This is a genomic window from Streptomyces sp. SCPE 10 (genome assembly GCF_051980735.1).
In the GTDB taxonomy this organism is placed as follows: Bacteria; Actinomycetota; Actinomycetes; order Streptomycetales; family Streptomycetaceae; genus Streptomyces; species Streptomyces misionensis.
Genome location: NZ_CP197069.1, coordinates 5,376,201 through 5,400,687, shown reverse-complemented (window position 1 = coordinate 5,400,687; position 24,487 = coordinate 5,376,201). Strand labels below are relative to the sequence as shown.

The following is a 24,487-nucleotide window of genomic DNA, read 5'->3' as shown; positions in this document are numbered from 1 at the left end:
AGCCCGATGAGCCAGGCGGCACAGAACCTGAACTGGTTGATCACCAACTTCGTGGACAACACCCCGGGGGTGTCCCACACGGTGGTGGTCTCCGCCGACGGACTCCTTCTGGCGATGTCCGAAGGCTTCCCCCGCGACCGCGCCGACCAGCTGGCGGCCGTCGCCTCCGGTCTGACGTCGCTGACCGCCGGTGCCTCGCGCATCTTCGAGGGCGGCAGCGTGAACCAGACGGTTGTGGAGATGGAGCGGGGATTCCTCTTCATCATGTCCATCTCGGACGGATCGTCCCTCGCGGTTCTGGCCCACCCGGAAGCGGACATCGGCCTCATCGGGTACGAGATGGCCCTGCTGGTGGACCGCGCGGGCACGGTCCTCACCCCGGATCTCCGCGCGGAGCTCCAGGGCAGCCTTCTCAACTAGTAATCGGACGGTGCGTATTCGCGTCCCGGGGCCGTAAGGTTTCGGGACGCGGCTCCACACGGATGGGTGCCCGACGCAGTCGGAGGAGGAGAAAGTGGCAACACCCCCCGGAGGTTCGCCCTCGGGCAATTGGTCGTACGGCCCCGTGCAGGGACACGGCGACGGCTCGGCGAACCCGTACAACTTCCCCTCCACTCCCCAGCACCGGCAGCCGTACGTCCCGCAGGGCCCCGGACCCTCGCCGTACGACCAGCCGCCGGCCCCGCGCATCCAGCCGGTCCAGCCGCAGCGCCGCCCCGAGCCGGCGCCCGCGAGCGCATCGAACAACCCCTTGGTGCGTCCGTACGCCATGACCGGCGGCCGGACCCGCCCGCGCTACCAGCTCGCCATCGAGGCGCTGGTGCACACCACCGCTGCTCCGCACCAGATGCAGGGCCAACTGCCCGAGCATCAGCGGATCTGCAACCTCTGCCGGGAGATCAAGTCGGTGGCCGAGATCTCGGCCCTGCTGACGATCCCCCTCGGCGTGGCCAGGATCCTCGTCGCCGACTTGGCGGAGGCGGGCCTGGTCGCCATCCATCAGCCCGGCGGCGACGAGAACGCCGGTGGCCAGCCAGACGTGACACTGCTCGAAAGGGTGCTCAGTGGACTTCGCAAGCTCTAGCGGAGGGCCGGTTTCTCAGAGTCGCTCCACCACCTCCGCGAAGATCGTGGTGGCGGGCGGCTTCGGCGTGGGCAAGACCACGTTCGTCGGCGCCGTCTCGGAGATCAACCCGCTGCGCACAGAGGCCGTCATGACGTCCGCTTCGGCCGGCATCGACGACCTCACCCACACCGGAGACAAGACCACCACCACGGTGGCCATGGACTTCGGCCGCATCACCCTGGACCAGGACCTCATCCTGTACCTCTTCGGCACCCCGGGGCAGGACCGCTTCTGGTTCATGTGGGACGACCTGGTCCGCGGCGCCATCGGCGCGGTGGTCCTCGTCGACACCCGCCGGCTCGCCGACTGCTTCCCGGCCGTCGACTACTTCGAGAACAGCGGCCTGCCCTTCGTCATCGCGCTCAACGGCTTCGACGGCAACCAGCCGTACTCCCCGGACGAGGTGCGCGAGGCACTCCAGATCGGCCCCGACACCCCGATCATCACCACCGACGCCCGCCACCGTGCCGACGCCAAGTCGACGCTCATCACGCTGGTGGAGCACGCGCTGATGGCGCGGCTGCGGTAGGCACGCACGGCCACCGGACCGCCCGTGACGGCTGCACGCCGTTCCCGGGCGGTCCGCGCTCTCCCGGCCCGCGCCCGCGGCGCCGTACGGACAGGACACGAAAGCGGGGCCCCTCCGAAGAGGGGCCCCGCTTTCGTGTCCTGTCGGCTCAGTGCCAGCTGTGCGGCGCCCGGAAGCCGGGCTCGCGCTCCAGGCGGCGCCAGGCGGCCTTGGGCCGGGGACGGTGGTGGGTGGGCTCGGGGCGGGCGGCCGCGCGGGCCAGGAGGACGGCCGTGATGGCGGCGACCTCCTCGGGCTCGGCGTGGCCCTTCTCGACGCGGATGTCGGCAGTGCTCATGGGTGTCAGTCTCCGTGAGAGGGATGTCCGCTCGGTTACTGCGGGGGGTTGCCGTGCTTGCGGGACGGGAGGTCGGCGTGCTTGGTCTGCAGCATCGCCAGCGACTTCACCAGCACCTCGCGCGTCTCGGCCGGGTCGATGACGTCGTCGACCAGACCGCGCTCGGCGGCGTAGTACGGGTGCATCAGCTCGGACTTGTACTCCTTGACCATCCGCGCGCGCATGGCCTCGGGGTCCTCCGCCTCGCCGATCTGGCGGCGGAAGATGACGTTGGCCGCGCCCTCCGCACCCATCACCGCGATCTCGTTCGTGGGCCAGGCGTAGGTGAGGTCGGCGCCGATCGACTGGGAGTCCATCACGATGTAGGCACCTCCGTACGCCTTGCGCAGGATGAGCGAAATCCTCGGCACGGTGGCGTTGCAGTAGGCGTAGAGCAGCTTCGCGCCGTGCCGGATGATTCCGCCGTGCTCCTGGTCGACGCCGGGCAGGAACCCGGGCACGTCCAGGAAGGTCACGATCGGGACATTGAAAGCGTCACACATCTGGACAAAGCGCGCAGCTTTTTCACTCGCCTCGATGTCCAGGACACCCGCGAGGACCTGCGGCTGGTTGGCGATGATGCCGACCACCTGGCCGTCGAGGCGGGCCAGCGCGCAGATGATGTTGCGGGCCCAGCGCTCGTGGACCTCCAGGTACTCGCCGTCGTCGACGATCTCCTCGATGACCTTGGCCATGTCGTACGGCCGGTTGCCGTCGGCCGGGACCATGTCGAGCAGGACGTCCGAGCGGCGGTCGACCGGGTCGGTGCACTCCACCCGCGGCGGGTTCTCACGGTTGTTCTGCGGCAGCAGCGACAGGAGGTAGCGCACCTCCGCGATGCAGGTCTCCTCGTCGTCGTAGGCGAAGTGGCAGACACCGCTGGTCTCCGCGTGGACGTCCGCGCCGCCCAGACCGTTCTGGGTGATCTCCTCGCCGGTCACGGCCTTGACCACGTCCGGACCGGTGATGAACATCTGGGACGTCTCGCGGACCATGAAGACGAAGTCCGTCAGGGCGGGGCTGTACGCCGCGCCGCCCGCGCACGGGCCGAGCATCACGCTGATCTGCGGGATGACGCCCGACGCCTTGGTGTTGCGCTGGAAGATGCCGCCGTAGCCGGCGAGGGCGCTGACGCCCTCCTGGATCCGGGCGCCGGCGCCGTCGTTGAGGGAGACCAGCGGCGCGCCGGCCGCGATGGCCATGTCCATGATCTTGTGGATCTTGGTGGCGTGGGCCTCGCCCAGCGCACCGCCGAAGATCCGGAAGTCGTGCGCGTAGACGAAGACCGTACGGCCCTCGACCGTGCCCCAGCCGGTGACGACACCGTCGGTGTACGGCTTCTTCGCCTCCAGGCCGAACCCGGTCGCCCGGTGCCGGCGCAGCTGCTCGACCTCCTGGAAGGAACCCGGGTCCAGAAGCAGCTCGATCCGCTCCCGTGCCGTCAGCTTGCCCTTGGCGTGCTGCGCCGCGGTCGCCTTCTCACTGGGACCGGCCACGGCCCGCGCACGGATGTCGTGCAGTTCGGCGACCCGTCCGCGCGCGTCCGTCGGCTCGCCGGTCGGCTCACCCGTCGTCTCTTCCAAAACGGTCATGTAGCGACCTTACGAAGGACACCAAGGAAAGCGAGCCGTCGACTCCGTACAGTCTCGGGCCCGTTTTCCTGGTGCGAGTGAACAGAACCACGGCAGCGTGCAGCCGTTCCGACTGCTCAGAGGCGCCTTGCGTTGTAGGGATGCCACAAAGGCGAGACCGCGGACCCGTCCCACATTAGTGGGTCGGGCATGCCATCCCTGGAGTGACGCCACCCCTCGGACGGCCCCCTGCGGCTCCCCGCTCCCCCACCGTATGCGCTCGGGGCCGGGTGCGCGCACAGTGACTTCAAGCGACCGTCTCGACACGCTGCGGATGATGTTGAATTCTAAACGGAATAGGTCTACCGTCGGATCCGTTGGGTTTATTGAACGTTAAACAACTGGCTTCCGGGAGGACGTCATGGGCATCTTCGGCCGCAAGGACAACCGCACCACCGCACCCGCGCAGGCCGCCGGCGGCGACCTGGCCGCGCTGACCGGCGACTACACGATCGACCCCGCGCACACCACGATCGAGTTCGTGGCCCGCCACGCCATGGTCACCAACGTGCGCGGCAGCTTCCAGGACTTCACCGGAAGCCTCCACCTGGACGGCCAGGACCCCGGCAAGTCCACCGCCACCCTCGACATCAAGATGGCGAGCATCGACACCGGCAACGCCGACCGCGACGGGCACCTGAAGTCGGCCGACTTCTTCAAGATCGACGAATACCCGGACATGACCTTCCGCTCCACCAAGGCGGAGTCCCTCGGCGGCGACGACTACCGCATCACCGGTGAACTCTCGCTGCTGGGCGTGACCAAGCCGATCAGCATCGACCTGGAGTTCAACGGCGTGGCCAAGGACCCGTTCGGCAACGAGCGCGTCGGGTTCGAGGGCAAGGCCGAGCTGCTGCGCTCCGAGTGGGGCCTGACCTGGAACGCGGCGCTGGAGACGGGCGGCGTCCTGGTCTCCGACAAGATCAAGCTGAACTTCGACGTCTCCGCGATCAAGAACGCGTGAACCGGCGGCGGCCGGACGGGCCGCGTGACCCGGGCACCCCGAGCGTGCCCGCCACCCCGTGGCCAGGGGACGGCGGGCACGCTCGACCGCTGTTCGGGCCCGGTGCCCCGGGGCCGCGGACCGGCAGCAGCCACCAGGCCGCCGCGACCGCCGGCTGCACGGCCATCCGCGTGCTGGGCCGCGGACGTGACCGGGTGGGGCGGCGGGGTGCCGGAACACCGGGTCCGGCGGGGCGGGGGGCGAACCGGTCGGCCAGTGGACGCACCAGCTGGACGCTCGTCCACGCCAGGACGCCGATCAGCGCCGACCAGGCCCAGCCGATCTGCTCGTGCCGGGCGGCGGTCGGCAGGGTGGGGCCCGGGACCACGAGGAGGGCGACGAGCGGCAGCGTGATCAGGGTGCCCGCCGTGGTGGCCGCCCGGCCGTACCGGCGGATCCAGACGGCGAGGGCGAGGACCGCGGTGAACAGGGCGGCGCCCGGCCCGTAGTGGGCGGCGAGCAGCCGGCCCAGGCCCGCGCAGCCGGCCGCGGCCGCGGGCAGCAGGGCGAGCGCGAGGAGCCGGTCGCGCCGGCCGGCCGTCCGCGGGCTCCGCGCGAGGGTCAGGGTCAGGACGACCGCGAGGACCACCGCGTCCGTGTGCAGCCCGGCCGCGCCCTCCAGCCACAGGGCGACCGCCCAGGACAGCAGCACGGCCGCCATCGTCCCCACGGCTTCATAAGCGTTGCGTATCAGTCTCCCGCCCATTGTCCGAGAATTGAGCCTGAGAGACGGCAAATTCGTAAGGCCGTGCGTACGATGCCGCCCATGGATCATCTCGTGGAAGCCGCCGCGCTCCGCCGTGCCGTCGTCCGGATCAACCGGCGGCTGCGACAGGAGCGCGGCGAGGGGGGCCTGAGCCCCAACCAGCTCGCGGTGCTCGGGTACCTGCAAGCGCACGGGTCGGCCACCCCGGGCCGGATCGCGGCGCGGGAGCGGCAGCGGCCGCAGTCCCTCACCCGGGTCTTCGCGGACCTGGAGGCGGAGGGGCTGATCGTACGGGAGCCGGACCCGGACGACCGGCGGCAGTCCGTGCTGACCCTCACCGAGGCGGGGCGGCGGGCGCTGGAACGGGACATGGCCGAGCGGGACATCTGGCTCGCCGCGGCGCTGAGCACGCTCGGCGAGACGGAGCGGGGGGTGCTGGCGCTGGCGGGCGCCCTGCTGGAGCGGCTCGGCGCCATGGACATACCCGGCACCGAGATCTGAGACGGTCGGACCCGGGGGCGGGCGCGCGCCTCAGTCGCCGAAGCCGCCCCCGAAGTCGCCGCCCCCGCCGAAGTCCCCGCCGTCGCCGAAGCCGCCGCCGAAGTCGCCGGGGTCGAAGTCCGTGCCGGAGACGTCGCCGCCCTGGTGGTCGCCGTCGAACCCGCTGAAGTCCCCGTATCCGGCGCCGTAGTCGGCGGCGTAGGACGGGGTGGCCATCATGGAGCCGAGCAGGGTGCCGACCAGCAGGCCCGGGAGGATGCCGCCGCCGAAGTAGCCACCCGCCCAGGGGCCGTAGGCGGGTCCCGCGTCCCAGTAGGGGCGGCGGCCCTGCTCGGTGTCCACCTGGCGGATCACCGGGTCGAGGCCGTCGGCGAGCCGGGCGGAGTCGGCCGCGCAGACCGGCACCTCGCGCGGGGCGCCGCCGGGCGGGGTCCACACGGCGTCCGCCACCGAGGGGCCGTGGCGGGGGTCGAAGAAGCAGGGCGGGCGGCGCTCGGGCAGCGGGCGGCCCGAGCGGCGGGCGGCCAGCCGGGCGAGCGAGAACCGGCCGTCCTCCAGCGCCTCGGTGACCGGGCGGACCTCCTCGGGCCTGGCGGCCTCGGCCATCCGCTGCTTCGCGGTCTCGTAGGCGTCCAGGGCGTGTGCGTAGTCCGCGCGCATGGCGTCGTCGGCACCGGGTTCGGCGGGATGGAAGTCCAGGCGGTCCAGTTCCTCGCCGAAGGCGGTGATGTCCTCGTCCACGACCACCCGCAGCCGCTCCAGGGCGGCCCGCTGCTCCTCCTCGCGGCGCCGCCGGTTGCGGCGGACCAGGGCGTACGCGCCCGCGCCGCCCACCACCAGCACCGCGCCGACCACGATCAGCCCGGCGCCGGACCCACCGGATTCGTCCGCGGCGTGCCAGCCGCGCGGGGCGTGGCCGCCCAGGTTGGCGAGGGCGCGGTCGGTGAAGTCGGTGAGCTGGGCCCTGGCGTCCTCGCCCTGGACGCTGTTGACCAGGTTCTGCCGGGCGGTCGGCGTCATCACCGAGGCGTCGGCGCGGGCGTCGAAGCGGTCGCCGAGGCGGATGCCGTACAGGCCGGTGATGCCGGTGGCGGCGCGGAGGTCGGCGAAGAGGTGCGCGGTGGGGTAGCCGGCCGGCAGGACGGCGATGAACAGCGGCTTGTTCGCCTTCTTGATCCGGTCGGCCAGTGCGGCGGCGTCCGCCCGGGACAGCTGGGCGGACGCCGCCGGGTCGACGTAGACCGGGCCGGTGCGCAGGGCGCGCGCGATCGTGGAGACGCTGGTCTGCGCGCTCGCGCCGGGGGCGAACGCGGTCGTCAGGACCAGGACGAGCACGGCCAGCAGGAGTGCGGCAAGGCTTCGGGTCCGCGGGACGGCGTTCATGTCTCGACGCTACCCGAAGCCTTGCGCGCGGGCCGGTTCAGGGCGGTGCGGCGGTCATGCCGCCCGGTACGCCTCCGTCAGCTTCCGCACCGCCGTCCCGTAGTGGCCGGTGAGCAGCAGGTGGTCCGCGTCGGCGAAGGGCTTCGCCAGGGCCGCCGTCATCCGCTCCCCCGCCTTCTGCTGGACCAGCAGCCGGGCCTGGGTCACCAGTTGCCGCCCCTGCCGGTCGTCACCGCGCCGCTCGGCCGCCGCCGCCCGCACGGCCAGCGACTTCAGGGCGGCCGCGCCCCCGTGCGGGACGGGGGTGCCGGTGGTCAGGCCCCACCCGTAGGGGAACTGGGGGTCGTACGACGCGTCGCCCACGTTGATCGGCAGCTGGGACTCGGACCTCGGCCAGGTGACCGGCAGCTGTCCGGTGAAGGGGCGGTCGCCGTAGAGGACGTCGGCGACGCCCTCGCCCTCGGTGCCCGGCAGCCAGGAGGCCACCAGGGAGTCGATCTCGCCGAGCCGGTCGCCGATCAGCTGGGGCCGGCCGGAGACGATCAGCACCACGCACTTCATGGCGCCGCACACCTTGTCCACGGCCGCCCGGTCGGCCGCCGACAGGGACAGGGAGTGGCCGTTGCCGACGTCGCCGACGCCCTCGGCGTACGGGGTCTCGCCGACGACGACCACGCCGACGTCGTAACCGCCCGTCGGGGCCGAGGCGTCCTTGGAGTAGGTGACGTTCCCGCCCGCCTCGCGCATGCCCTGGAGGATGGTGGTGCCGGGCACGGTGTTCCCGGAGGCGCCCTGCCAGGTGAGGGTCCAGCCGCCGGTCTGGTTGCCGATGTCGTCCGCGTCGGACCCGGCGACGTACACCTTCTCGGTCTTCTTCAGCGGCAGCAGCCCGCCGTTGTTCTTCAGCAGCACCTGCGACTCGGCGGCGGCCTGGCGGGCGACGGCGCGGTGGGCCGGGGAGCCGATGGCGGCGGCGCCGCTGGTGTCGGCGTACGGGTGCTCGAACAGGCCCAGCTCGAACTTCTCGGTGAGGATGCGGGAGACGGCGTCGTCGATCCGCGCCGCGCCGACCCGGCCCGCCTTCGCCTCGTCGACGAGCGTGGTGCTGAACTTCTGGTAGGTGGAGGGCACCATCATCATGTCGACGCCCGCGTTCACGGCGGTGCGCACCTGGGCGGCGTAGTCGCCGGGGAGCTGGTCGATGGCGTTCCAGTCGCTGATGACGAAGCCGTCGAAGCCCATCCGGTCCTTCAGCTCCCCGTTGATCATGTCGCCGCGGGCGGTCATCTTGACCGCGCCCTTGCCGTCGCCGGTGATGTCGAGGGAGGAGAACGAGGGCATGACCGTGCCGATGCCGCGCCGGACGGCGGTCTTGAACGGCGCCAGGTGGATGTCCTCCAGCTGCTGCCGGGTGACGGTGGTGACGCCCTGGTCGATGGTGTACGTGCCGGTGGTGGAGGACCCGTAGGCGGTGCCGCCGTCGCCGACGTAGTGCTTGGCGGTGGCCAGGACCTTGTCGTCGCGGCTCAGGTCGCTGCCGTCGGCCCGGCCCTGGAGGCCCTGGATCACCGTCTCCATGGACTGGACCAGGGCGGGGTCCTCGCCGAAGGACTCGTAGGAGCGGCCCCAGCGTTCGTCGCGGCTCACGCAGACGCAGGGCGCGAAGTCCCAGGGGACGCCGGTCGCGCGTACCTCGGCGGCCGTGACCGCGCCCGTCCGCTCGGCGAGCCGGGGGTCCCTGGTGGCGCCGAGGCCGATGTTGTGCGGCATGACCGTGGCGCCGTAGAGGTTGTTGTGGCCGTGCACCGCGTCCACGCCGTAGATCAGCGGGATCTGGAACCGCGTCGCCTGCGCGCGCAGCTGGAAGCCGTCGATCATCCGGGCCCAGGCCTCGGGGGTGTTGGGCGTGGGTGTGGAGCCGCCGCCGGACAGGAGGGAGCCGAGGTCGTAGGCGGCGATGTCGCCGGGGACCAGGCCGTCGCGCTCGGCCTGGGTCATCTGCCCGGCCTTCTCCTCCAGGGACATCCGCGACAGCAGGTCGGCGACCCGCTTCCGCACCGGCAGCTTCGGGTTCAGATACGGCAGTCCGTGCGCGTCGACGACGATCTGCGGGGTCTCGGCGGGGGCCGTGGCGCCGGTCACGGTGAGTTTGAGCGGGATCGTCTCGGCGGGTTCGCCCGCCTTGTCCTTGCGGGTGGGCACCTGGACCGTCGCCGTGGCGCCCGAGGCGGTGCCCGCCGGGAAGGTGACGGTGCCGGAGACCGGGGTGTAGTCCCGGCCGGCGGTGGCGGTGCCGCCCTCGGTGCGGTAGGAGACGGTCACCGGTTCGTCCACGGGGCGGTCGCCGGTGGTGGCCAGGGTGATCCTGACCTTGGCTGTGCCGCCCTCCCGCACCGGGTAGACGGGCGCGTCGGTGCCGACGGCGGCGCGCAGGCTCTGGTCCGCCTTGCCGTACAACTCCACGTCGTCCATGGCGAATTCGCCCTTGGCTCCCGCGGGGAGCGTCACGGCGTAGCCCCACATCCGGGTGAGGCCGAGGACGTGGTCGATACCGCCGACGGGCTGGTAGTCGGTGCGGTAGGTGAAGTCGCTGAACGGGAGCCGGATCTGCTTCCAGCCGGTGAAGTCGTCGGTGAAGGAGGTCGTCCACAGCTCGGAGGCCTCGCCGTTCGTGCCGCCGTCCTTGATCTCGAAGGCGATCTTCCTGCCGTTGTCGTGTCCCTCCCACCACAAGCGGATGCCCTGGTGGGCGGACCAGTCGTGGGCGGGCTGGTCGGCGGCGAAATCGTGGGTGAAGCCACCGTAGCCGCTGATGTCGTAGGTGCCGGCGAGCACCTTGTCGCCCTCGGGGGCGTCGGCGCGGTCGGCGAGGCGCAGCGAGGGCGGGTCGTCGGTGTCGCCGCCCCAGGTGAAGATGCCGTCGGCGGGCTGGGCCGCGAAGGGCACCTCGCCCTCGAAGCGGTCGACGGGCACGGGGGTCGGATCGTCGGCGGCCTGGGCCGCGGCGGACAGGGGCAGCAGGGCGGCGAGCAGGGCCCCGGGCAGGAGCAGGGCCGTTCTTGGTCTTGGCATAGACCTTCCCTCGGCTCTCATGGTTCACTCATGGCTTAGCTCACGGCGTGAGTTAACTGACGCCTCCCCAACTCGTCAAGATGGCCCACCCGTTGGCAACCCAGCCCCGTCGACCCGAGAGGAAGGGCGACGCACCATGAGGAGATCCCCCCGCGCAATCCGGCTGCTGCTGGCCGGACTGCTCTCCGCCGCCGGTTTCACCGCGGCCGTTCCCCCCGCACACGCGGCCGGTGAGCAGGTCACGGCCTGGCTCACCACGACCGACGACTCCGCCGGACGCCATGTGGTCCGCGGCCTCCAGGCACAGACGCCGTTCTCGTTCCAGTCCGGGACGGGTGGCGGCGGCACGAACATCACCGTGGACGAGAACACCCGCTACCAGACCTTCACCGGCGGCGGCGCCTCCTTCACGGACACCGCGGCCTGGCTGCTGAACAGCAGCGGCGCGCTGTCCCAGACGACCCGCGACGCGACCATGCGCAAGCTGTTCTCGCCGACGGACGGCATCGGGCTGTCGTTCCTGCGCAACCCGATGGGCGCCTCGGACCTCGCACGCTACGGCTACACGTACGACGACGTGCCCGCCGGGCAGTCGGACCCGGGCCTCGCCAAGTTCTCCATCGCGCACGACCTCGCCGACGTCGTACCGCTCACCAGGCAGGCGCTCCAGCTCAACCCGTCCCTGACGGTGATGGCCTCGCCCTGGACCGCCCCGGCCTGGATGAAGGACAGCGGCTCGCTCAACGGCGGCTGGCTGAAGGCGGAGGACTACGCCGCCTACGCCGCCTACTTCGTCAAGTACCTCCAGGCGTACCAGGACCAGGGGGTGAAGGTCGGTTACGTGACCCCGCAGAACGAGCCGACCTGCTGCTCCGGGTACCCCTCGATGAGCTGGAACGCCAGCGGGCTGTCGTACTTCCTCAAGACCGATCTGCTGCCCCAGCTCCAGTCGGCCGGCCTGAGCACCAAGGTCCTGGTGCACGACTGGAACTGGGACGGCTACGACTCCTGGGCCGCCCCGCTGGTGGACGACACGGCGATCCGCAGCCACCCCAACTTCGGCGGCATCGCCTGGCACGGCTACGGCGGTGACGTCGGCGAGCAGACCACCGTGCACGACAAGTACCCCTCGGTGGACGCCTTCGACACCGAGCACTCCGGCGGCACCTGGATCGCCGACCAGCAGCGCGAGGACATGTCCAACATCATCGACTACACCCGCAACTGGGGTAAGTCGGTGACCAAGTGGTCCCTGGCGGTGGACCAGAACATGGGCCCGCACAACGGCGGGTGCGGCACCTGCACCGGGCTGGTCACCGTGCACAACGGGGACGGGCAGAGCGGGACCGTCGACTACACCGTCGAGTACTACGACATGGGCCAGCTGACCAAGTTCGTCCGCCCCGGCGCGCAGCGGATCGCCTCCACGGCGTCCACCACGGTGCCGAACGTGGCCTGGCGCAACCCCGACGGCAGCAAGGCGCTGATCGCCTACAACGGGTCCTCCTCCGCGCAGACGGTGACCATCGGCTGGGGCTCCCAGCACGCCACCTACTCGCTGCCCGGCAAGACCTCCGCCACCTTCACCTGGTCCGGCACCCAGAGCGGCGGCGGCGCCCGCACCGGCTCCTTCGTCGGCCTGGCCGGCAAGTGCCTGGACGTGGCGGGCGCCTCCAGTGCCAACGGCACGGCCGTCCAGCTCTACGACTGCAACGGCTCCGCCGCCCAGCAGTGGACCGTCATGGCCGACGGTTCGGTCCAGGCGCTCGGCAAGTGCCTGGACGTGACCTCGGGCTCGACGGCCGACGGGGCCAAGGTGCAGCTCTACGACTGCAACGGCACCGGCGCCCAGCAGTGGTCGTACAACGCCACCACCCACGACGTGGTGAACCTCGCCGCGAACAAGTGCCTGGACGTCACCGACAACTCCTCGGCGAACGGTGCCCGCGCCCAGATCTGGTCGTGCACGGGCGCGTCCAACCAGAAGTGGCAGTTGCAGTGACGCGTGGCCGGGGGGCGGCCGGGGGACCCTGAGGGAACCGGCGTCCCCCGGCCGGACCATCGCCCGCCGGGGGAGAGGAGGCGGCCCTCGGCGTGTGGCGCGCCGCCGGTGCCGAGCGGCGTGCGAGGGTGCTCGGTACGCTGCCGCACCGGCGACCTGGAGTCCTCATGACCACACCGCAGGATCTGTTCCTCGTCAGTGTCGACGTCCCCGGCGAGCGCCCCGTCGAGCAGGGGGATCTGTCGCTGGCCCTCGCGGGGGCCGAGCTGATCGATCTGCTCGGGACGCGGGCCGTCGCCCTGGACGGCGAGCGCATCGTGCCCGGCCCGCCGCTGCCCACCGGCGACCGCATGCTGGACGAGGCGGGGGCGGCGCTGGTGCGCGAGGAGCCGTACGAGACGGTCGAGGACTGGCTGTGGCGCCGGGGGCGCGGGCTGGCGGCGGCCTACCACGACTTCCTGGACACCGAGGGGCAGCTCACCGGGAAGCGGCGGCGCTGGCTGCCCCGCCCGGCCGAGACGCCCCCGGCCGACACCCCGGCGCGGCGGCACGCGGCCGAACGCTGGTGGTCCCACGAGCCCGTGCTGGCCGGCCTCGCCGACCCGCTGGGCATCGGCGAGGACCGGCCGCAGACGGAGTACACCGACGACGCCGTCCTGACCGTGCTGGCCGCCGTCGGCGACGCGGTGACGGAGCTGACGGCCGTGCGGGAGCGGCGGCGCATCGAGAACGCCGCCTTCGACAACATCTGGCGGGCGCCCTGACCGCCGTCCCCGCGGCGTGTCCGCCGGCTACGCGGCCGGTGCCACGCCCGCCCGCAGCAGCCCGTACGTGTACGCGTCCTCCAGCGCCTGCCAGGACGCGGCGATGACGTTGTCCGCCACGCCGACCGTGGACCACTCGCCGGTGCCGTCCGAGGTGGAGATGAGCACCCGGGTGGTGGAGGAGGTGCCGTGCCGGCCCTCCAGGATGCGGACGCGGTAGTCGACCAGCTGGAGGCCGGCCAGTTCGGGGTAGATCTTCTCCAGGGCGACGCGCAGGGCGCGGTCGAGGGCGTTGACCGGGCCGTTGCCCTCGGCGGTGGCCACGATCCGCTCGCTCTTGGCCCACAGCTTGACCGTGGCCTCGTTGGCGTGACTGCCGTCGGGGCGGTCCTCGACGATGGCCCGCCAGGACTCGACGTCGAAGTACTTCAGCGCCTTGCCCTCGACCTCGCCGCGCAGCAGCAGTTCGAAGGAGGCGTCGGCGGCCTCGTACGTGTAGCCCTTGAGCTCGTGCTCCTTGACGCGGGCGACCACGCGCCCGATCAGTTCACGGTCGCCGCCGAGGTCGACGCCGAGTTCCTTGCCCTTCAGCTCGACGGAGGCGCGGCCGGCCATGTCGGAGACCAGCATCCGCATGGTGTTGCCGACCAGTGCGGGGTCGATGTGCTGGTACAGGTCCGGGTCGACCTTGATCGCGGAGGCGTGCAGACCGGCCTTGTGCGCGAAGGCGGAGACGCCCACATACGGCTGGTGGGTGGAGGGCGTGAGGTTGACGACCTCGGCGATGGCGTGCGAGATCCGGGTCATCTCCCGCAGCCGGCCCTCCGGCAGCACCTTCTTGCCGTACTTCAGCTCCAGGGCGGCGACCACCGGGAAGAGGTTGGCGTTGCCGACGCGCTCGCCGTAGCCGTTGGCGGTGCACTGCACGTGGGTGGCGCCGCCGTCGACCGCGGCCAGGGTGTTGGCGACCGCGCAGCCGGTGTCGTCCTGGGCGTGGATGCCGAGCCGGGCGCCGGTGTCGGCGAGCACGGTGGCGACGACCGCGTGCACCTGGGCGGGCAGCATGCCGCCGTTGGTGTCGCACAGCACCACCACATCGGCGCCGGCCTCCGAGGCCGCGCGGACGACGGCCTTGGCGTACTCGGGGTTGGCCCGGTAGCCGTCGAAGAAGTGCTCGCAGTCCACGAACACCCGGCGGCCCTGCTCACGCAGGTGGGAGACGGTGTCGCGGACCATCTCCAGGTTCTCGTCCAGGGTGGTGCGCAGCGCCATCTCGACATGCCGGTCGTGCGACTTGGCCACCAGGGTGATCACCGGGGCGCCCGACTCCAGCAGCGCTCTGACCTGGGGGTCGTCGGCGGCCTTGGCACCGGCGCGGCGGGTGGCGCCGAAGGCGACCAGCTGGGCGTGGCGGAAGTCGATCTCGTCCTTGGCACGGGCGAAGAACTCGGTGTCGCGGGGATTGGCACCGGGCCAGCCGCCTTCGATGAAGCCGACGCCGAAGTCGTCCAGGTGCCGGGCGATGGCGAGCTTGTCCGCGACGGTGAGGTTGATGCCCTCACGCTGCGCTCCGTCGCGCAGCGTCGTGTCGAAGACGTGGAACGAGTCGTCGAGCTCGCTGGTTGCCGTCTCGGTCATGGTCTCAGGACTCCTGTTGTGAATCTTCGGTCTTACCGGAATGACCGGCTCCACCGTCCCCCCAATACTCCCCCGCGCTCGGTTCACGGCTGAAGGTGGGCCGTAAAACGAAAAAACCCCTCGCGGATGCGAGAGGTCTGCGCGCGGGTCGAGGACGACGATGGCCACCCGCACCTGGTCGTACGAGATGGTCACTGCGGACCGGCGCGCCTGCTGCCCATAATCATGGTGGACGTAAGCACGGGGGCAGTCTGGCACAGCACCGCCCCCGGATCACCGTCCGTCTCAGGATGCGGTCGTCACACTGGACTCTCCCGCGCTCATGGACCCCCGCGTTCCGGCCAGGTCCAGGTCCTTCGTCTCCCGCATGGCGACGTACACGACCAGCGACACGGCGGCGCAGCCCGCCACGTACCAGAAGAATCCGGACTCGATCCCGGCGTTCTTGAACCACAGGGCGACGTATTCGGCGGTGCCGCCGAAGAGGGCGTTGGCGAGGGCGTAGGGCAGGGCGACGCCCAGGGCGCGGACACCGGTCGGGAACAGTTCGGCCTTCACACAGGCGTTGATCGAGGTGTAGCCGGTGACGACGACCAGGGCGAGCAGGGACAGGCCGAGGGCGGGCCAGTAGCCGCCGGCGTGCTTGAGCAGCGTCATGACCGGCACGGTGAGGACGGTGGAGCCGATCGCGAAGGTGATCAGCAGCGGCCGCCGGCCGATCCGGTCGGACAGGGCCCCGGCGAGCGGCTGGAGCGCGGCGAAGACGATCAGCGCGGTGAAGGAGACGAGGGTGGCGGTGTCCTTGGACAGGCCCGCCGAGTTGGAGAGGTACTTGGTCAGATAGGTGGTGTACGTGTAGTACGCGACCGTGCCGCCCATGGTGAGCGCGATGACGAGGAACGCCTCGCGCCGGTGCCGCCACAGGGCGCGCAGGGTGCCGCGCTCCTCGGCGGCCTCGGTCCGTCCGGCGTGGGCGGCGTCCTCCTCGTAGATCTCGCTCTCCAGCATGCTGCGGCGCAGGTAGAAGATGACGGCCGCGCCGAGGGCGCCGACGACGAAGGGGATGCGCCAGCCGTAGCTGTGCAGGGCGGAGTCGGACATGGTGCGCTGGAGGATGATCTGGAGGCCGAGGCCGACGATCTGGCCGACGGTCATGGACACGTACTGGAAGCTGGAGGCGAAGCCGCGCTTCCCGGGGTCGGTGGCCTCGGTGAGGTAGGTGGCGCTGGCCGCGTACTCGCCGCCCACCGAGAGGCCCTGGAGCAGCCGGGCGACGAGCAGCACGAGGGCGCCGCCGTACCCGGCGACGGCGTACGTGGGCGCGACGGCGATCAGCACCGCGGAGGCCGACATCAGGGTGACGGTGAGCGTCAGCGCCGCCTTGCGGCCCCTGCGGTCCCCGACCCGCCCCAGCAGCCAGCCGCCGACCGGCCGCATGAAGAAGCCGACGGCGAAGATCCCGGCGGTGTTCATCAGCTGGGCGGTGGGGTTGCCGCTCGGGAAGAACGCCCCGGCGAAGTAGGTGGCGAAGCTGGCGTACACGAACCAGTCGAACCACTCGACCATGTTCCCCGCCGAACCGACCCAGATCTTCTTCCAGTGTTCTCGTCCCATGGGCCGTTACCTGCCCGGGGGCCGCGCGGACGATTCCTCTAGAGGAGAAGCCCGTCCGTCACGAACTCCCTCACATGGGCGAGCACTTGCTCCCGGTCGGTGCCGCGCAGCCCGATGGCGACGTGGATGGAGAACCCGTCGAGCAGCGCGCGCGTCCTGGTGGCGAAGCGGTCCGCGTCGACCGGCCGGAACTCCCCGCGTGAGATTCCCTCGGCGATCAGCGCGACCAGGTCCCGGTGCCAGGCCCCCTCGATGGCGAACTGGCGGGCGCGGGCGTCGTCGTCGGCGTTCTGGGACCGGTTCCAGACCTCCAGCCACAGGGTCCAGTGCGGGTCGCGGTGGCCGTCGGGCACGTACAGGTCGACGTAGTCCTCCAGCCGCTCCCGCGCGGGCGCCGGCCGGGCGAGCAGCCGGGCCCGCTCAGCGCCGAGCCGTCCCTCGCTCCACTCCAGGGTCTGCAGGAGGAGTTCGTCCTTGGACCGGAAGTAGTAGAGCAGGTGGCCGCTGCTCATCTGGACCTCGCGCCCGAGCCCCGCCATGGTGAGCTTCTCCAGGCCGTGCTCGGCGATCATGCGCATGGCCGCGGCCAGCAGGTCCTCGCGGGGCGGGGCCGGGGTGCGGCGGCGCGGGGCGGGACTCTCGCTCATGCGGGCACCCTCCGTACGGCGTCGGGCAGGAAGCGGCTCCGGCCGGCCGGCACCGGGGTGCCCGGCCCGTCCGGGTCCGCGACGGCCGGCCGCTCGGGCGACTCGGGCAGCGGGCGCACGGCCTCGCCGAGGCGACGGCAGCACGCACAGACCAGGAAGTTCACCCGTATGTTCTACCCGACCCGGGGCGCGGACGGTCTCGCGGCGACCTTGGCGGGCGGCTCGCCCCGTGTCCGGTCGTACGGCGAGCCCGGTCCCTCGGGCGGGTGCGAGGTCAGGGCCGGGCGGCCTTCGGCTGCTGCTGGGTGATGCAGTGGATGCCGCCACCGGCGGCGAAGATCCGGCGGGCGTCGACCAGGGTGACCGTGCGCTCGGGGAAGAGCCGCTGGAAGAGGGCGGCGGCGGTCTCGTCGCGGGGGTCGTCGAAGGCGCACAGGACGACGCCGTCGTTGCAGAGGTAGTGGTTGATGTAGGAGTAGTCGGCCCAGTGGCCGTCGGCCTCCAGGACGGTCGGCGCGGGGACCTCCACGACCTCCAGCGGGCGGCCGTGCGCGTCGGTCGAGGACCTGAGCAGGCCGATGACCTCCTGGGTGACCTCGTGGTCCGGGTGCGCCGGGTCCGGCTGGTGGTGGGCGACGACGACGCCGGGGCGGGCGAAGGCGGCGACGATGTCGACGTGGCCCAGGGTGCCGTAGCCGTGCGGAGGGTAGTCGGCGGTCAGGCCGCGCGGCAGCCAGATGGCCTTGCGGGTGCCGAGGTGGGCGTGGATCTCGGCCTCGACCTGCTCCCTGGTCCAGTGCGGATTGCGCTCGGGACCGAGCTGCACGGTCTCGGTGAGCAGCACGGTGCCCTCGCCGTCGACATGGATCGCGCCGCCCTCGTTGACCAGCCGCGAGGCGTACGTCCGCGCGCCCGCCAGGCCGGCGACGTACGAGCCGATCCGGGCGTCGTGCTCCCAGCGGGCCCACTCCTGGGCGCCCCAGCCGTTGAACGTCCAGTCCACGGCGGCCAGTTCGCCCCGGTCGGAGGTGAGGAACGTGGGGCCGATGTCGCGCATCCAGGCGTCGTCCAGCTCGCGCTCCACGGTGTCCACGTCCGGGCCGAGCAACTCCCGCGCCTCGGCCGACCGGCCGGGGCCGCAGACCACGGTGACCGGTTCGAAGCGGCGGATCGCGCGGGCGACCGAGGCCCAGGCGTGCCGGGCGGCGGCCAGTTCCTCGCCGTCGTCGAAGGTGGGGTTGGGGCCCGGCCACGCCATCCAGGTGCGCTCGTGCGGGGTCCACTCGGCGGGCATGCGGAAGCCGTCGGCGGCGGGGGTGCTCATCTGTGCGGGTCCGTTCCGGGGTTCAGAGGAAGTACAGGCGGTTGAGGGAGACGGAGTCGGCGGGCGCCGAGCGCAGCGGTTCGCCGTCGAGGGTGACCAGACCGGTGCGCTGGTCGACGTCGACCGCTCCGGTACGGGCGTTGAGCCGCAGGTCGGCGGGGCCGATGCCGCGTGTGCCGCGGACCGCGACCCGGCGGCGCCGGGTGGGCATCGTGTCGTTGCCCTGGTCCACGGCCGCGCGGGCGACGAACGCCACGGACAGATCGGCCGCGGTGGCGCCGTACGCCCCGAACTGCGGTCCGAGGACGAGGGGTTCGCAGGTGTCGGTGGCCGCGTTGGGGTCGCCGACGACGCCGTACGCGGGGAAGCCGGACTTGAGGACGAGCTGCGGCTTGGCGCCGAAGTACTCGGGCCGCCACAGCACGATGTCGGCGAGCTTGCCCACCTCGATGGAGCCGACCTCGTGCGACAGGCCGTGCGCGATGGCCGGGTTGACGGTCAGCTTGGCCATGTAGCGCAGCACGCGGGCGTTGTCGTCGCCCTCGCCGTCGCCCTCCAGCGGGCCCAGTTCGGCCTTCATCTTGCCGGCCATGGCGAAGGTGCGCCGTACCGTCTCGCCCGCGCGGCCCATGCCCTGGGCGTCGGAGGAGGTGATGCCGATCGCGCCCAGGTCGTGCAGCACGTCCTCGGCGCCCATGGTGCTCGCCCGGATGCGGTCGCGGGCCATGGCCGCGTCGCCGGGCAGGTCGGGCTTGAGGTCGTGGACGGAGACGATCATGCCGTAGTGCTCGGCGACCGCGTCCCGGCCGAAGGGCAGGGTGGGGTTGGTGGAGGAGCCGATGACGTTCGGCACCCCGGCCATCTTGAGCACGTTGGGGACGTGCCCGCCGCCGCAGCCCTCTATGTGGAAGGCGTGGATGGTGCGGCCCTCCAGCACCCTCAGGGTGTCCTCGACCGACAGGCATTCGTTCAGCCCGTCGCTGTGCAGGGCCACCTGCACGTCGTGTTCCTCGGCGACCCGCAGCGCGGTGTCCAGCGCGCGGGTGTGGGCGCCCATGTCCTCGTGCACCTTGAACCCGCTGGCGCCGCCCTCGGCCAGCGCCTCGACGAGCGGGGCCTCGTGGGAGGACGAACCCCGGCCCAGGAAGCCGATGTTGACCGGCCAGGCGTCGAACGCGTTGAAGGCGTGGCGCAGCGCCCAGGGGGAGTTGACGCCGACGCCCCACACCGGGCCGAACTCCTGCCCGATGATCGTGGTCACGCCGGAGGCGAGCGAGGCCTCCATGATGCGCGGCGACAGCAGGTGGACATGGGTGTCCACGGCGCCCGCGGTGGCGATCAGCCCCTCGCCGGACACGATGGACGTACCGGTGCCGACGACGACGTCCACACCGTCGAGCGTGTCCGGGTTGCCCGCCCGTCCGATCGCGCTGATCCGGCCTTCCCGGATGCCGATGGACACCTTGCGGATGCCCTGCACCGCGTCGATCACGACGACGTTGCTGATCACGACGTCGCAGGTGTCGCGCACGGCGGCGGCCTTCAGATGCAGCCCGTCGCGGGCCGTCTTGCCGAAGCCGGCCAGGAACTCGTCGCCGTGGTGCTGGGCGTCGGACTCCACCCGGACGGTCAGGCCGGAGTCGCCGAGCCGGATGCGATCCCCGGCGCGCGGGCCGTGGGTGGCGGCGTACGCCCGCGGGTCGACGTGGATCGCCCGGCTGACCTCGCGTCCCTTGGAGCGGCTCATCGGTCCTGTCCTTCCTCTTCCTCGCTGCGGGCCCCCAGATAGCCGCAGGCGGCGGCCCGGCGCAGCGCCTCCTGCCGGGCGCCCGGCGCGTCCAGCGGCCCGTCCACCAGCCCGGCGAAGCCGATCGCGATCCGTGCCCCGCCGATCGGCACCAGGCCGACCTCCTCGCTCTCGCCCGGCCCGAAGCGCACGGACGACCCGGCGGGCACGGCGAGCCGCATGCCGTAGGCGGCGGCGCGGTCGAAGTCGAGGCGCGGGTTGGCCTCGAAGAAGTGGAAGTGGGAGGTGACCGAGACCGGCACCGTGGCGGTGTTGGTGACGGTGAGCCGGACGGCCGGCTCCGGGTCGGCGTGCGCGGGCCCGGGCAGCAGCGCGCCGGGGGCGTCCTCGCCCAGGCCGCCGCCGATGGGGTCGCCGACCACCGCGAGCCGGGAGCCGTCGTCGAAGACGGCCTCGACCATCACCTCGGTGACCACGTCGGCGACGCCCGGCAGCACGTCCTCGGGGCCGAGCACGGCGCGGGCCGCCTCGATGGCCTCGGCGAGCCGTCTGCCGTCGCGGGCGGCCTCGCAGACGGTGTCCGCGATCAGCGCGGTCGCCTCCGGCACGTTCAGCCGCAGTCCGCGGGCGCGGCGGGCCCGGGCCAGTTCGGCGGCCCCGAAGAGCAGCAGCCGGTCACGTTCCGTGGGGGTCAGTCGCACGGCGCGGCGCCTCCTTCTCGGCAGCAGTTTAGAGCAGCACTCTAAACGTATCCATCGTGAAGGGGAAGGGCTCGACGTTGGCATCGAAGGTGAGAGATCGAACACCGCTCAAGAAACGACGGAGGGCCGCCGCGGACCCGTGGAGGGGTCCGTGGCGGCCCTTCGTGTCGCCGTGCGGGGGTCAGCCGACGCGGTGCATCCAGCCGTGCTTGTCCTCGTCCATGCCGCGCTGGATGCCGAGCAGGGCCTCGCGCAGCCGCAGGGTGACCTCGCCGGGCGTGCCGTCGCCATGGGTCCACTCGCCGGACTTGGTCTTGACGTGGCCGATCGGGGTGACCACGGCGGCGGTGCCGCAGGCGAAGACCTCGGTGAGGGCGCCGGAGGCGGCGTCCGCGCGCCACTGCTCCAGGGTGATCACGCCCTCCTCGGCGGTGTAGCCGAGGTCGCGGGCGACCTGGAGGAGGGAGTCCCGGGTGATGCCCTCCAGGATGGAGCCGGTCAGCGCGGGAGTGACGATCCGGTCGCCGTAGACGAAGGCGACGTTCATGCTGCCGCTCTCCTCGATCTTGGTGCGGGTGACCGCGTCGAGGTAGACGACCTGGTCGCAGCCGTGCGCGGCGGCCTCGGCCTGCGGGAGCAGGGAGGCGGCGTAGTTGCCGCCGGTCTTGGCGTCACCGGTGCCGCCGGGGACGGCGCGGACGTGGTCCTCGGAGACCCAGATGGTGACCGGCTGGACGCCGCCGGCGAAGTAGGCGCCGGACGGGGAGGCGATCAGCAGGAACAGGTACTCGTTGGCCGGGTGCACACCGAGCGCGGCCTCGGTGGCGATCATGAACGGGCGCAGATAGAGGGCCTCCTCGCCGCCGTGCGGCGGAACCCAGTCGGCGTCCTGCGTGAGCAGCGCGTCCAGGGCGGCGATGAACAGCTCCTCCGGCAGCTCGGCCATGGCCATGCGGCGGGCGGAGGTGCGGAAGCGGCGGGCGTTCGCCTCGGGACGGAACAGCGCGATCGAGCCGTCGGGCTGGCGGTAGGCCTTCAGCCCCTCGAAGATCTCCTGGCCGTAGTGGAGCACGTGGGTGGAGGGGTCGAGGGAGATCGGGCCGTACGGGACGAGCTGCGCGTCGTGCCAGCCGCGGCCCTCGGTCCACCGGATCGTCACCATGTGGTCGGTGAAGTGGCGGCCGAACCCGGGGTTGGCCAGGATCGCCTCGCGCTCTGCGGCGGCGAGGGGACTGGCGGAGGGCTTGAGCTCGATCGTGGGCATCGTCATGAGTGGTTGTCCTTCACCGGTTGTTGTGACGGGCCGCGCTCACGTCGCGCGCACCGGCTGGCGGCCGGTGCTGGGACGTCCGAGCATTCCCTCATACCGCGGCTCCGCGTTCGATTATCGCGCGGCGCTCCGGTCGACGGAATCGGGTGGTGGCGGCCCGGGGGTCGAGGGTTCCTACCCGGCGGAGACATACGGAAGCCGCCGGGTGGTCGTCCGACCCGGCGGCTTCTTGCGTGGAGCGCCGGGTCAGCCGGCTACTCGGGCGGCGAGCGCGTCGCCGATCTCGGACGTGCTGCGAGCGGGCCGGCCGGCGCGCTCGGCGAGGTCGGCGGCGACCGCCGCGTCGATGCGCTCGGCCTCGGCGTCGTAGCCGAGGTGGCGCAGCAGAAGGGCGACGGACAGGACCGTGGCGGTGGGGTCGGCCTTGCCCTGTCCGGCGATGTCCGGGGCCGAGCCGTGCACCGGCTCGAACATGGACGGGAACGCGCCGCTCGGGTTGATGTTGCCCGAGGCGGCCACGCCGATGCCGCCGGAGATGGCCGCGGCGAGGTCGGTGATGATGTCGCCGAAGAGGTTGTCGGTGACGATCACGTCGAAGCGCTCGGGCTGGGTGACCAGGAAGATGGTGGCCGCGTCGACGTGCAGGTAGTCGGTGGTGACCTCGGGGAACTCCTCGGCCACCTTGTTGAAGGTGTTCGACCACAGGTGGCCGGCGAAGGTCAGCACGTTGTTCTTGTGGACCAGCGTGAGCTTCTTGCGCGGGCGGGCCTGGGCGCGGGCGAAGGCGTCCCGGACGACGCGCTCGACGCCGTAGGCCGTGTTGACGGACACCTCGGTGGCGATCTCGTGCTCCGTGCCCTGGCGGATGGTGCCGCCGTTGCCGGTGTACGGGCCCTCGGTGCCTTCCCGGACGACGATGAAGTCGATCTCCGGCTGGCCGGCGAGCGGGGTGGCCACGCCCGGGAGCAGCTTGCTCGGCCGCAGGTTGACATGGTGGTCGAAGGCGAAGCGGAGCTTGAGCAGGAAGCCGCGCTCCAGGACGCCGGAGGGCACGGACGGGTCGCCGAGGGCGCCGAGCAGGATCGCGTCGTGCCGCTTCAGCTGCTCCAGGTCCGCCTCGGTGAGGGTCTCACCGGTGGCGTGGTAGCGCTTGGCGCCGAAGTCATACTCCTCGGTCTCCAGCTTCACGTCACCCGGGAGGACGGCGGAGAGGACCTTGAGACCCTCGGCCACGACTTCCTGGCCGATGCCGTCACCGGGGATCACTGCGAGATTGATGCTGCGAGACATGCGGGCACCCTACCCCTCGTCCCAGGTGATGACACAGGCCGTCCACCATCCGGACGGCCCGTGTCGGCGCCACGGCGTGGCGCGAGTGGTGCGGGCGGGGGTTCAGTGGCCGGTCTGGCCGCCGTTGTCCCGGCGGTCGAGGGCGCGCTGGAGGGCCGCGGCGGCGTTCTTGCGGTCGGACTCACTCGTGCGGGACACGTGGCGGACGCGGCGGCGGACGGTCGTCTCGGCCATGGGAATCGACTCCTCGGATATGAAGGGAGTACGGCAATGACGGGGGTGTTCGAGACGCCGGAGCAGGCGGGGAGCGCGAAGGCCGCAGGGGTTGCCTGCACAGGGCCCGGCTCACGACCGCCAATCGCTGGATCGAGCGAGACGTTCGGCTTCTTCCAAGCTAAGGGAGCGGCCCGCGTCTGTCTGCATCATTACTCGGACTTCCTACTATCTGAGACGGCGAACCGGCTCACCCCCCTCTGAGCTGGAGTTTCGCCGTCAGGTCACATCACCGTCGCGCCAGTCGAAGACCAGTGCGCCCGCGGGATCGAGGGCTTTGGCGAGCGTCGGGGGCCAGACGTAGACGAAGCCCTCGTCGTCCCCCAGCCGGACGATCCCCTGCTCCGGCGAGAGGGCGTGCACCTGCCCCGCCCACTGCCGCCAGCCGCGGGCGGTGTACAGCAGGGCGCCGTCCTCGCTGGCGGCCAGCGCGCCGAGGTCGTAGGCCCGCTCGATCACCCGCTCCAGCTCCGCCATCACCCGCCCGCCGAGCCCGGTGCGCCGGACGTCGGCGCGTACGGCGACGGCCTCGACGTACCCGGTGCGCAGCCAGCGCCCCGCGTGCCGCACCCGCCGCATCACGACCGAGCCGTGGGCGGCGAGCCCGGCCGCGTCATGGATCAGTACGTGCATCCCGCCGAGCCCGTGGTCCCAGTCCTCGTCGGCGAAGTCCCCCTCGAAGGCGTCGTCCAACAGGGCCCGGGCGGCCGTGAGTTCGTCGGGGCTGAGGTCCGCGGTGTGCGCGAGACGGATCCGGTCGGTCATGCCGGCATTGTTCCGACCGGGCGGTGCACGGTCGAGACCTTTACCGGCTGTGCGGCGGGGGCGGGTGGAGGGTGAATCCGTTCGTCATCACGCCGCGGGACATTGGAAACGGGCCGGGAAGTCTG

Annotated in this window: 23 protein-coding genes; 7 read left to right on the top strand and 16 right to left on the bottom strand. The window is 71.8% G+C overall.

Annotated elements, in window-relative coordinates; genetic code table 11:
- The first annotated feature begins 6 nt into the window (after positions 1-6).
- The 3 genes from ACSP97_RS25095 (at position 7) to ACSP97_RS25085 (ending at position 1,655) form a co-directional block, all read left to right on the top strand.
- A complete protein-coding gene (locus ACSP97_RS25095; protein WP_004983065.1) occupies positions 7-420 on the top strand; it encodes a roadblock/LC7 domain-containing protein in 414 nt (137 codons plus the stop codon).
- A gap of 94 nt (positions 421-514) precedes the next feature.
- Positions 515-1,084 (top strand): DUF742 domain-containing protein, encoded by a 570-nt coding sequence (locus ACSP97_RS25090; protein WP_355528837.1) that lies wholly within the window; start codon positions 515-517, stop codon positions 1,082-1,084.
- Positions 1,065-1,655 carry a GTP-binding protein gene (locus ACSP97_RS25085; protein ID WP_070022337.1) on the top strand — a complete coding sequence of 197 codons (591 nt, stop codon included), beginning with the start codon at positions 1,065-1,067 and terminating at the stop codon, positions 1,653-1,655. Before ACSP97_RS25090 ends, ACSP97_RS25085 begins: the two co-directional genes overlap by 20 nt.
- Positions 1,656-1,803: 148 nt before the next feature.
- Here ACSP97_RS25085 and ACSP97_RS25080 read toward each other — a convergent pair whose 3' ends face one another.
- Together ACSP97_RS25080 and ACSP97_RS25075 are read right to left on the bottom strand one after the other, a co-directional pair.
- On the bottom strand, positions 1,804-1,992 hold the full coding sequence (locus ACSP97_RS25080; protein ID WP_355151621.1) for an acyl-CoA carboxylase subunit epsilon: 189 nt from the start codon (positions 1,990-1,992) through the stop codon (positions 1,804-1,806).
- Positions 1,993-2,027: 35 nt separating this feature from the next.
- Positions 2,028-3,623, bottom strand: a complete 1,596-nt coding sequence (locus tag ACSP97_RS25075; protein WP_355151623.1) for an acyl-CoA carboxylase subunit beta — start codon at positions 3,621-3,623, stop codon at positions 2,028-2,030.
- Between the two features lie 400 nt (positions 3,624-4,023).
- On the opposite strand from ACSP97_RS25075, the gene ACSP97_RS25070 reads away from it, so the two are divergent.
- Complete coding sequence (locus ACSP97_RS25070; RefSeq protein ID WP_355151625.1) at positions 4,024-4,626, top strand: YceI family protein; 603 nt, start codon at positions 4,024-4,026, stop codon at positions 4,624-4,626.
- Here ACSP97_RS25070 and ACSP97_RS25065 read toward each other — a convergent pair.
- The gene (locus ACSP97_RS25065) at positions 4,613-5,335 is read right to left on the bottom strand and encodes a hypothetical protein (RefSeq protein ID WP_440554349.1); all 723 of its coding nucleotides are present in this window, start codon (positions 5,333-5,335) and stop codon (positions 4,613-4,615) included. The genes ACSP97_RS25070 and ACSP97_RS25065 overlap by 14 nt on opposite strands.
- 96 nt (positions 5,336-5,431) lie before the next feature.
- Between ACSP97_RS25065 and ACSP97_RS25060 the strand changes: the two genes are divergently transcribed.
- On the top strand, positions 5,432-5,872 hold the full coding sequence (locus ACSP97_RS25060; protein WP_355528831.1) for a MarR family winged helix-turn-helix transcriptional regulator: 441 nt from the start codon (positions 5,432-5,434) through the stop codon (positions 5,870-5,872).
- A 30-nt stretch (positions 5,873-5,902) separates the two neighbouring features.
- Here the strand turns inward: ACSP97_RS25060 and ACSP97_RS25055 are convergent, their stop codons facing one another.
- Positions 5,903-7,255, bottom strand: coding sequence for a hypothetical protein (locus ACSP97_RS25055; protein WP_358677875.1), 1,353 nt, complete (start codon positions 7,253-7,255; stop codon positions 5,903-5,905).
- Positions 7,256-7,309: 54 nt separating this feature from the next.
- Complete coding sequence (locus tag ACSP97_RS25050) at positions 7,310-10,327, bottom strand: glycoside hydrolase family 3 protein (RefSeq protein ID WP_440554346.1); 3,018 nt, start codon at positions 10,325-10,327, stop codon at positions 7,310-7,312.
- Positions 10,328-10,463: 136 nt separating this feature from the next.
- Here ACSP97_RS25050 and ACSP97_RS25045 point away from each other — a divergent pair, with 136 nt between their 5' ends.
- Together ACSP97_RS25045 and ACSP97_RS25040 are read left to right on the top strand one after the other, a co-directional pair.
- Positions 10,464-12,329 (top strand): ricin-type beta-trefoil lectin domain protein, encoded by a 1,866-nt coding sequence (locus ACSP97_RS25045; RefSeq protein WP_355151633.1) that lies wholly within the window; start codon positions 10,464-10,466, stop codon positions 12,327-12,329.
- Between the two features lie 167 nt (positions 12,330-12,496).
- Entirely contained in the window at positions 12,497-13,093 is a 597-nt protein-coding gene (locus ACSP97_RS25040) for a GOLPH3/VPS74 family protein (protein WP_355151635.1), read from the top strand.
- A gap of 27 nt (positions 13,094-13,120) precedes the next feature.
- Here the strand turns inward: ACSP97_RS25040 and cimA are convergent, their stop codons facing one another.
- The 11 genes from cimA to ACSP97_RS24985 form a co-directional block, all read right to left on the bottom strand.
- Positions 13,121-14,731: a citramalate synthase gene (cimA, locus tag ACSP97_RS25035; RefSeq protein ID WP_355151637.1), complete on the bottom strand. Its 1,611-nt coding sequence runs from the start codon at positions 14,729-14,731 to the stop codon at positions 13,121-13,123.
- 285 nt (positions 14,732-15,016) lie between these two features.
- A complete protein-coding gene (locus tag ACSP97_RS25030; RefSeq protein WP_355151639.1) occupies positions 15,017-16,345 on the bottom strand; it encodes an MFS transporter in 1,329 nt (442 codons plus the stop codon).
- A 38-nt stretch (positions 16,346-16,383) separates the two neighbouring features.
- Positions 16,384-16,992: a TetR/AcrR family transcriptional regulator gene (locus ACSP97_RS25025; protein WP_355151641.1), complete on the bottom strand. Its 609-nt coding sequence runs from the start codon at positions 16,990-16,992 to the stop codon at positions 16,384-16,386.
- Positions 16,989-17,156 (bottom strand): hypothetical protein, encoded by a 168-nt coding sequence (locus ACSP97_RS25020; protein ID WP_358273560.1) that lies wholly within the window; start codon positions 17,154-17,156, stop codon positions 16,989-16,991. The genes ACSP97_RS25025 and ACSP97_RS25020 overlap by 4 nt, the downstream gene beginning before the upstream one ends.
- A gap of 110 nt (positions 17,157-17,266) precedes the next feature.
- Positions 17,267-18,316, bottom strand: a complete 1,050-nt coding sequence (locus ACSP97_RS25015) for an agmatine deiminase family protein (RefSeq protein ID WP_358296501.1) — start codon at positions 18,314-18,316, stop codon at positions 17,267-17,269.
- Positions 18,317-18,338: 22 nt separating this feature from the next.
- Positions 18,339-20,063 carry an urease subunit alpha gene (locus ACSP97_RS25010; RefSeq protein ID WP_391869630.1) on the bottom strand — a complete coding sequence of 575 codons (1,725 nt, stop codon included), beginning with the start codon at positions 20,061-20,063 and terminating at the stop codon, positions 18,339-18,341.
- Positions 20,060-20,764, bottom strand: a complete 705-nt coding sequence (gene ureA, locus ACSP97_RS25005) for an urease subunit gamma (RefSeq protein WP_355528810.1) — start codon at positions 20,762-20,764, stop codon at positions 20,060-20,062. Before ureA ends, ACSP97_RS25010 begins: the two co-directional genes overlap by 4 nt.
- A 181-nt stretch (positions 20,765-20,945) precedes the next feature.
- The gene (locus ACSP97_RS25000) at positions 20,946-22,034 is read right to left on the bottom strand and encodes a branched-chain amino acid aminotransferase (RefSeq protein ID WP_355151651.1); all 1,089 of its coding nucleotides are present in this window, start codon (positions 22,032-22,034) and stop codon (positions 20,946-20,948) included.
- Positions 22,035-22,280: 246 nt separating this feature from the next.
- A complete protein-coding gene (locus ACSP97_RS24995) occupies positions 22,281-23,324 on the bottom strand; it encodes a 3-isopropylmalate dehydrogenase (RefSeq protein WP_355151653.1) in 1,044 nt (347 codons plus the stop codon).
- Between the two features lie 102 nt (positions 23,325-23,426).
- On the bottom strand, positions 23,427-23,558 hold the full coding sequence (locus ACSP97_RS24990) for a hypothetical protein (protein ID WP_086025501.1): 132 nt from the start codon (positions 23,556-23,558) through the stop codon (positions 23,427-23,429).
- Positions 23,559-23,816: 258 nt separating this feature from the next.
- The gene (locus ACSP97_RS24985) at positions 23,817-24,362 is read right to left on the bottom strand and encodes a GNAT family N-acetyltransferase (protein ID WP_440554340.1); all 546 of its coding nucleotides are present in this window, start codon (positions 24,360-24,362) and stop codon (positions 23,817-23,819) included.
- Positions 24,363-24,487: the final 125 nt, after the last annotated feature.

Excerpts from the sequence above, each read along its gene's own strand:
- ACSP97_RS25060 (WP_355528831.1), top strand. The coding sequence starts at position 5,432 with ATGGATCATCTCGTGGAAGCCGCCGCGCTCCGCCGTGCCGTCGTCCGG.
- ACSP97_RS25030 (WP_355151639.1), bottom strand. The coding sequence starts at position 16,345 with ATGGGACGAGAACACTGGAAGAAGATCTGGGTCGGTTCGGCGGGGAAC.
- ACSP97_RS24995 (WP_355151653.1), bottom strand. The coding sequence starts at position 23,324 with ATGTCTCGCAGCATCAATCTCGCAGTGATCCCCGGTGACGGCATCGGC.
- ACSP97_RS25050 (WP_440554346.1), bottom strand. The coding sequence starts at position 10,327 with ATGCCAAGACCAAGAACGGCCCTGCTCCTGCCCGGGGCCCTGCTCGCC.
- ACSP97_RS25010 (WP_391869630.1), bottom strand. The coding sequence starts at position 20,063 with ATGAGCCGCTCCAAGGGACGCGAGGTCAGCCGGGCGATCCACGTCGAC.
- ACSP97_RS25015 (WP_358296501.1), bottom strand. The coding sequence starts at position 18,316 with ATGAGCACCCCCGCCGCCGACGGCTTCCGCATGCCCGCCGAGTGGACC.
- ACSP97_RS25045 (WP_355151633.1), top strand. The coding sequence starts at position 10,464 with ATGAGGAGATCCCCCCGCGCAATCCGGCTGCTGCTGGCCGGACTGCTC.
- ACSP97_RS25075 (WP_355151623.1), bottom strand. The coding sequence starts at position 3,623 with ATGACCGTTTTGGAAGAGACGACGGGTGAGCCGACCGGCGAGCCGACG.
- ACSP97_RS25055 (WP_358677875.1), bottom strand. The coding sequence starts at position 7,255 with ATGAACGCCGTCCCGCGGACCCGAAGCCTTGCCGCACTCCTGCTGGCC.
- ACSP97_RS24985 (WP_440554340.1), bottom strand. The coding sequence starts at position 24,362 with ATGACCGACCGGATCCGTCTCGCGCACACCGCGGACCTCAGCCCCGAC.
- cimA (WP_355151637.1), bottom strand. The coding sequence starts at position 14,731 with ATGACCGAGACGGCAACCAGCGAGCTCGACGACTCGTTCCACGTCTTC.
- ACSP97_RS25000 (WP_355151651.1), bottom strand. The coding sequence starts at position 22,034 with ATGACGATGCCCACGATCGAGCTCAAGCCCTCCGCCAGTCCCCTCGCC.
- ACSP97_RS25070 (WP_355151625.1), top strand. The coding sequence starts at position 4,024 with ATGGGCATCTTCGGCCGCAAGGACAACCGCACCACCGCACCCGCGCAG.
- ACSP97_RS25080 (WP_355151621.1), bottom strand. The coding sequence starts at position 1,992 with ATGAGCACTGCCGACATCCGCGTCGAGAAGGGCCACGCCGAGCCCGAG.
- ACSP97_RS24990 (WP_086025501.1), bottom strand. The coding sequence starts at position 23,558 with ATGGCCGAGACGACCGTCCGCCGCCGCGTCCGCCACGTGTCCCGCACG.
- ACSP97_RS25040 (WP_355151635.1), top strand. The coding sequence starts at position 12,497 with ATGACCACACCGCAGGATCTGTTCCTCGTCAGTGTCGACGTCCCCGGC.
- ACSP97_RS25025 (WP_355151641.1), bottom strand. The coding sequence starts at position 16,992 with ATGAGCGAGAGTCCCGCCCCGCGCCGCCGCACCCCGGCCCCGCCCCGC.
- ACSP97_RS25095 (WP_004983065.1), top strand. The coding sequence starts at position 7 with ATGAGCCAGGCGGCACAGAACCTGAACTGGTTGATCACCAACTTCGTG.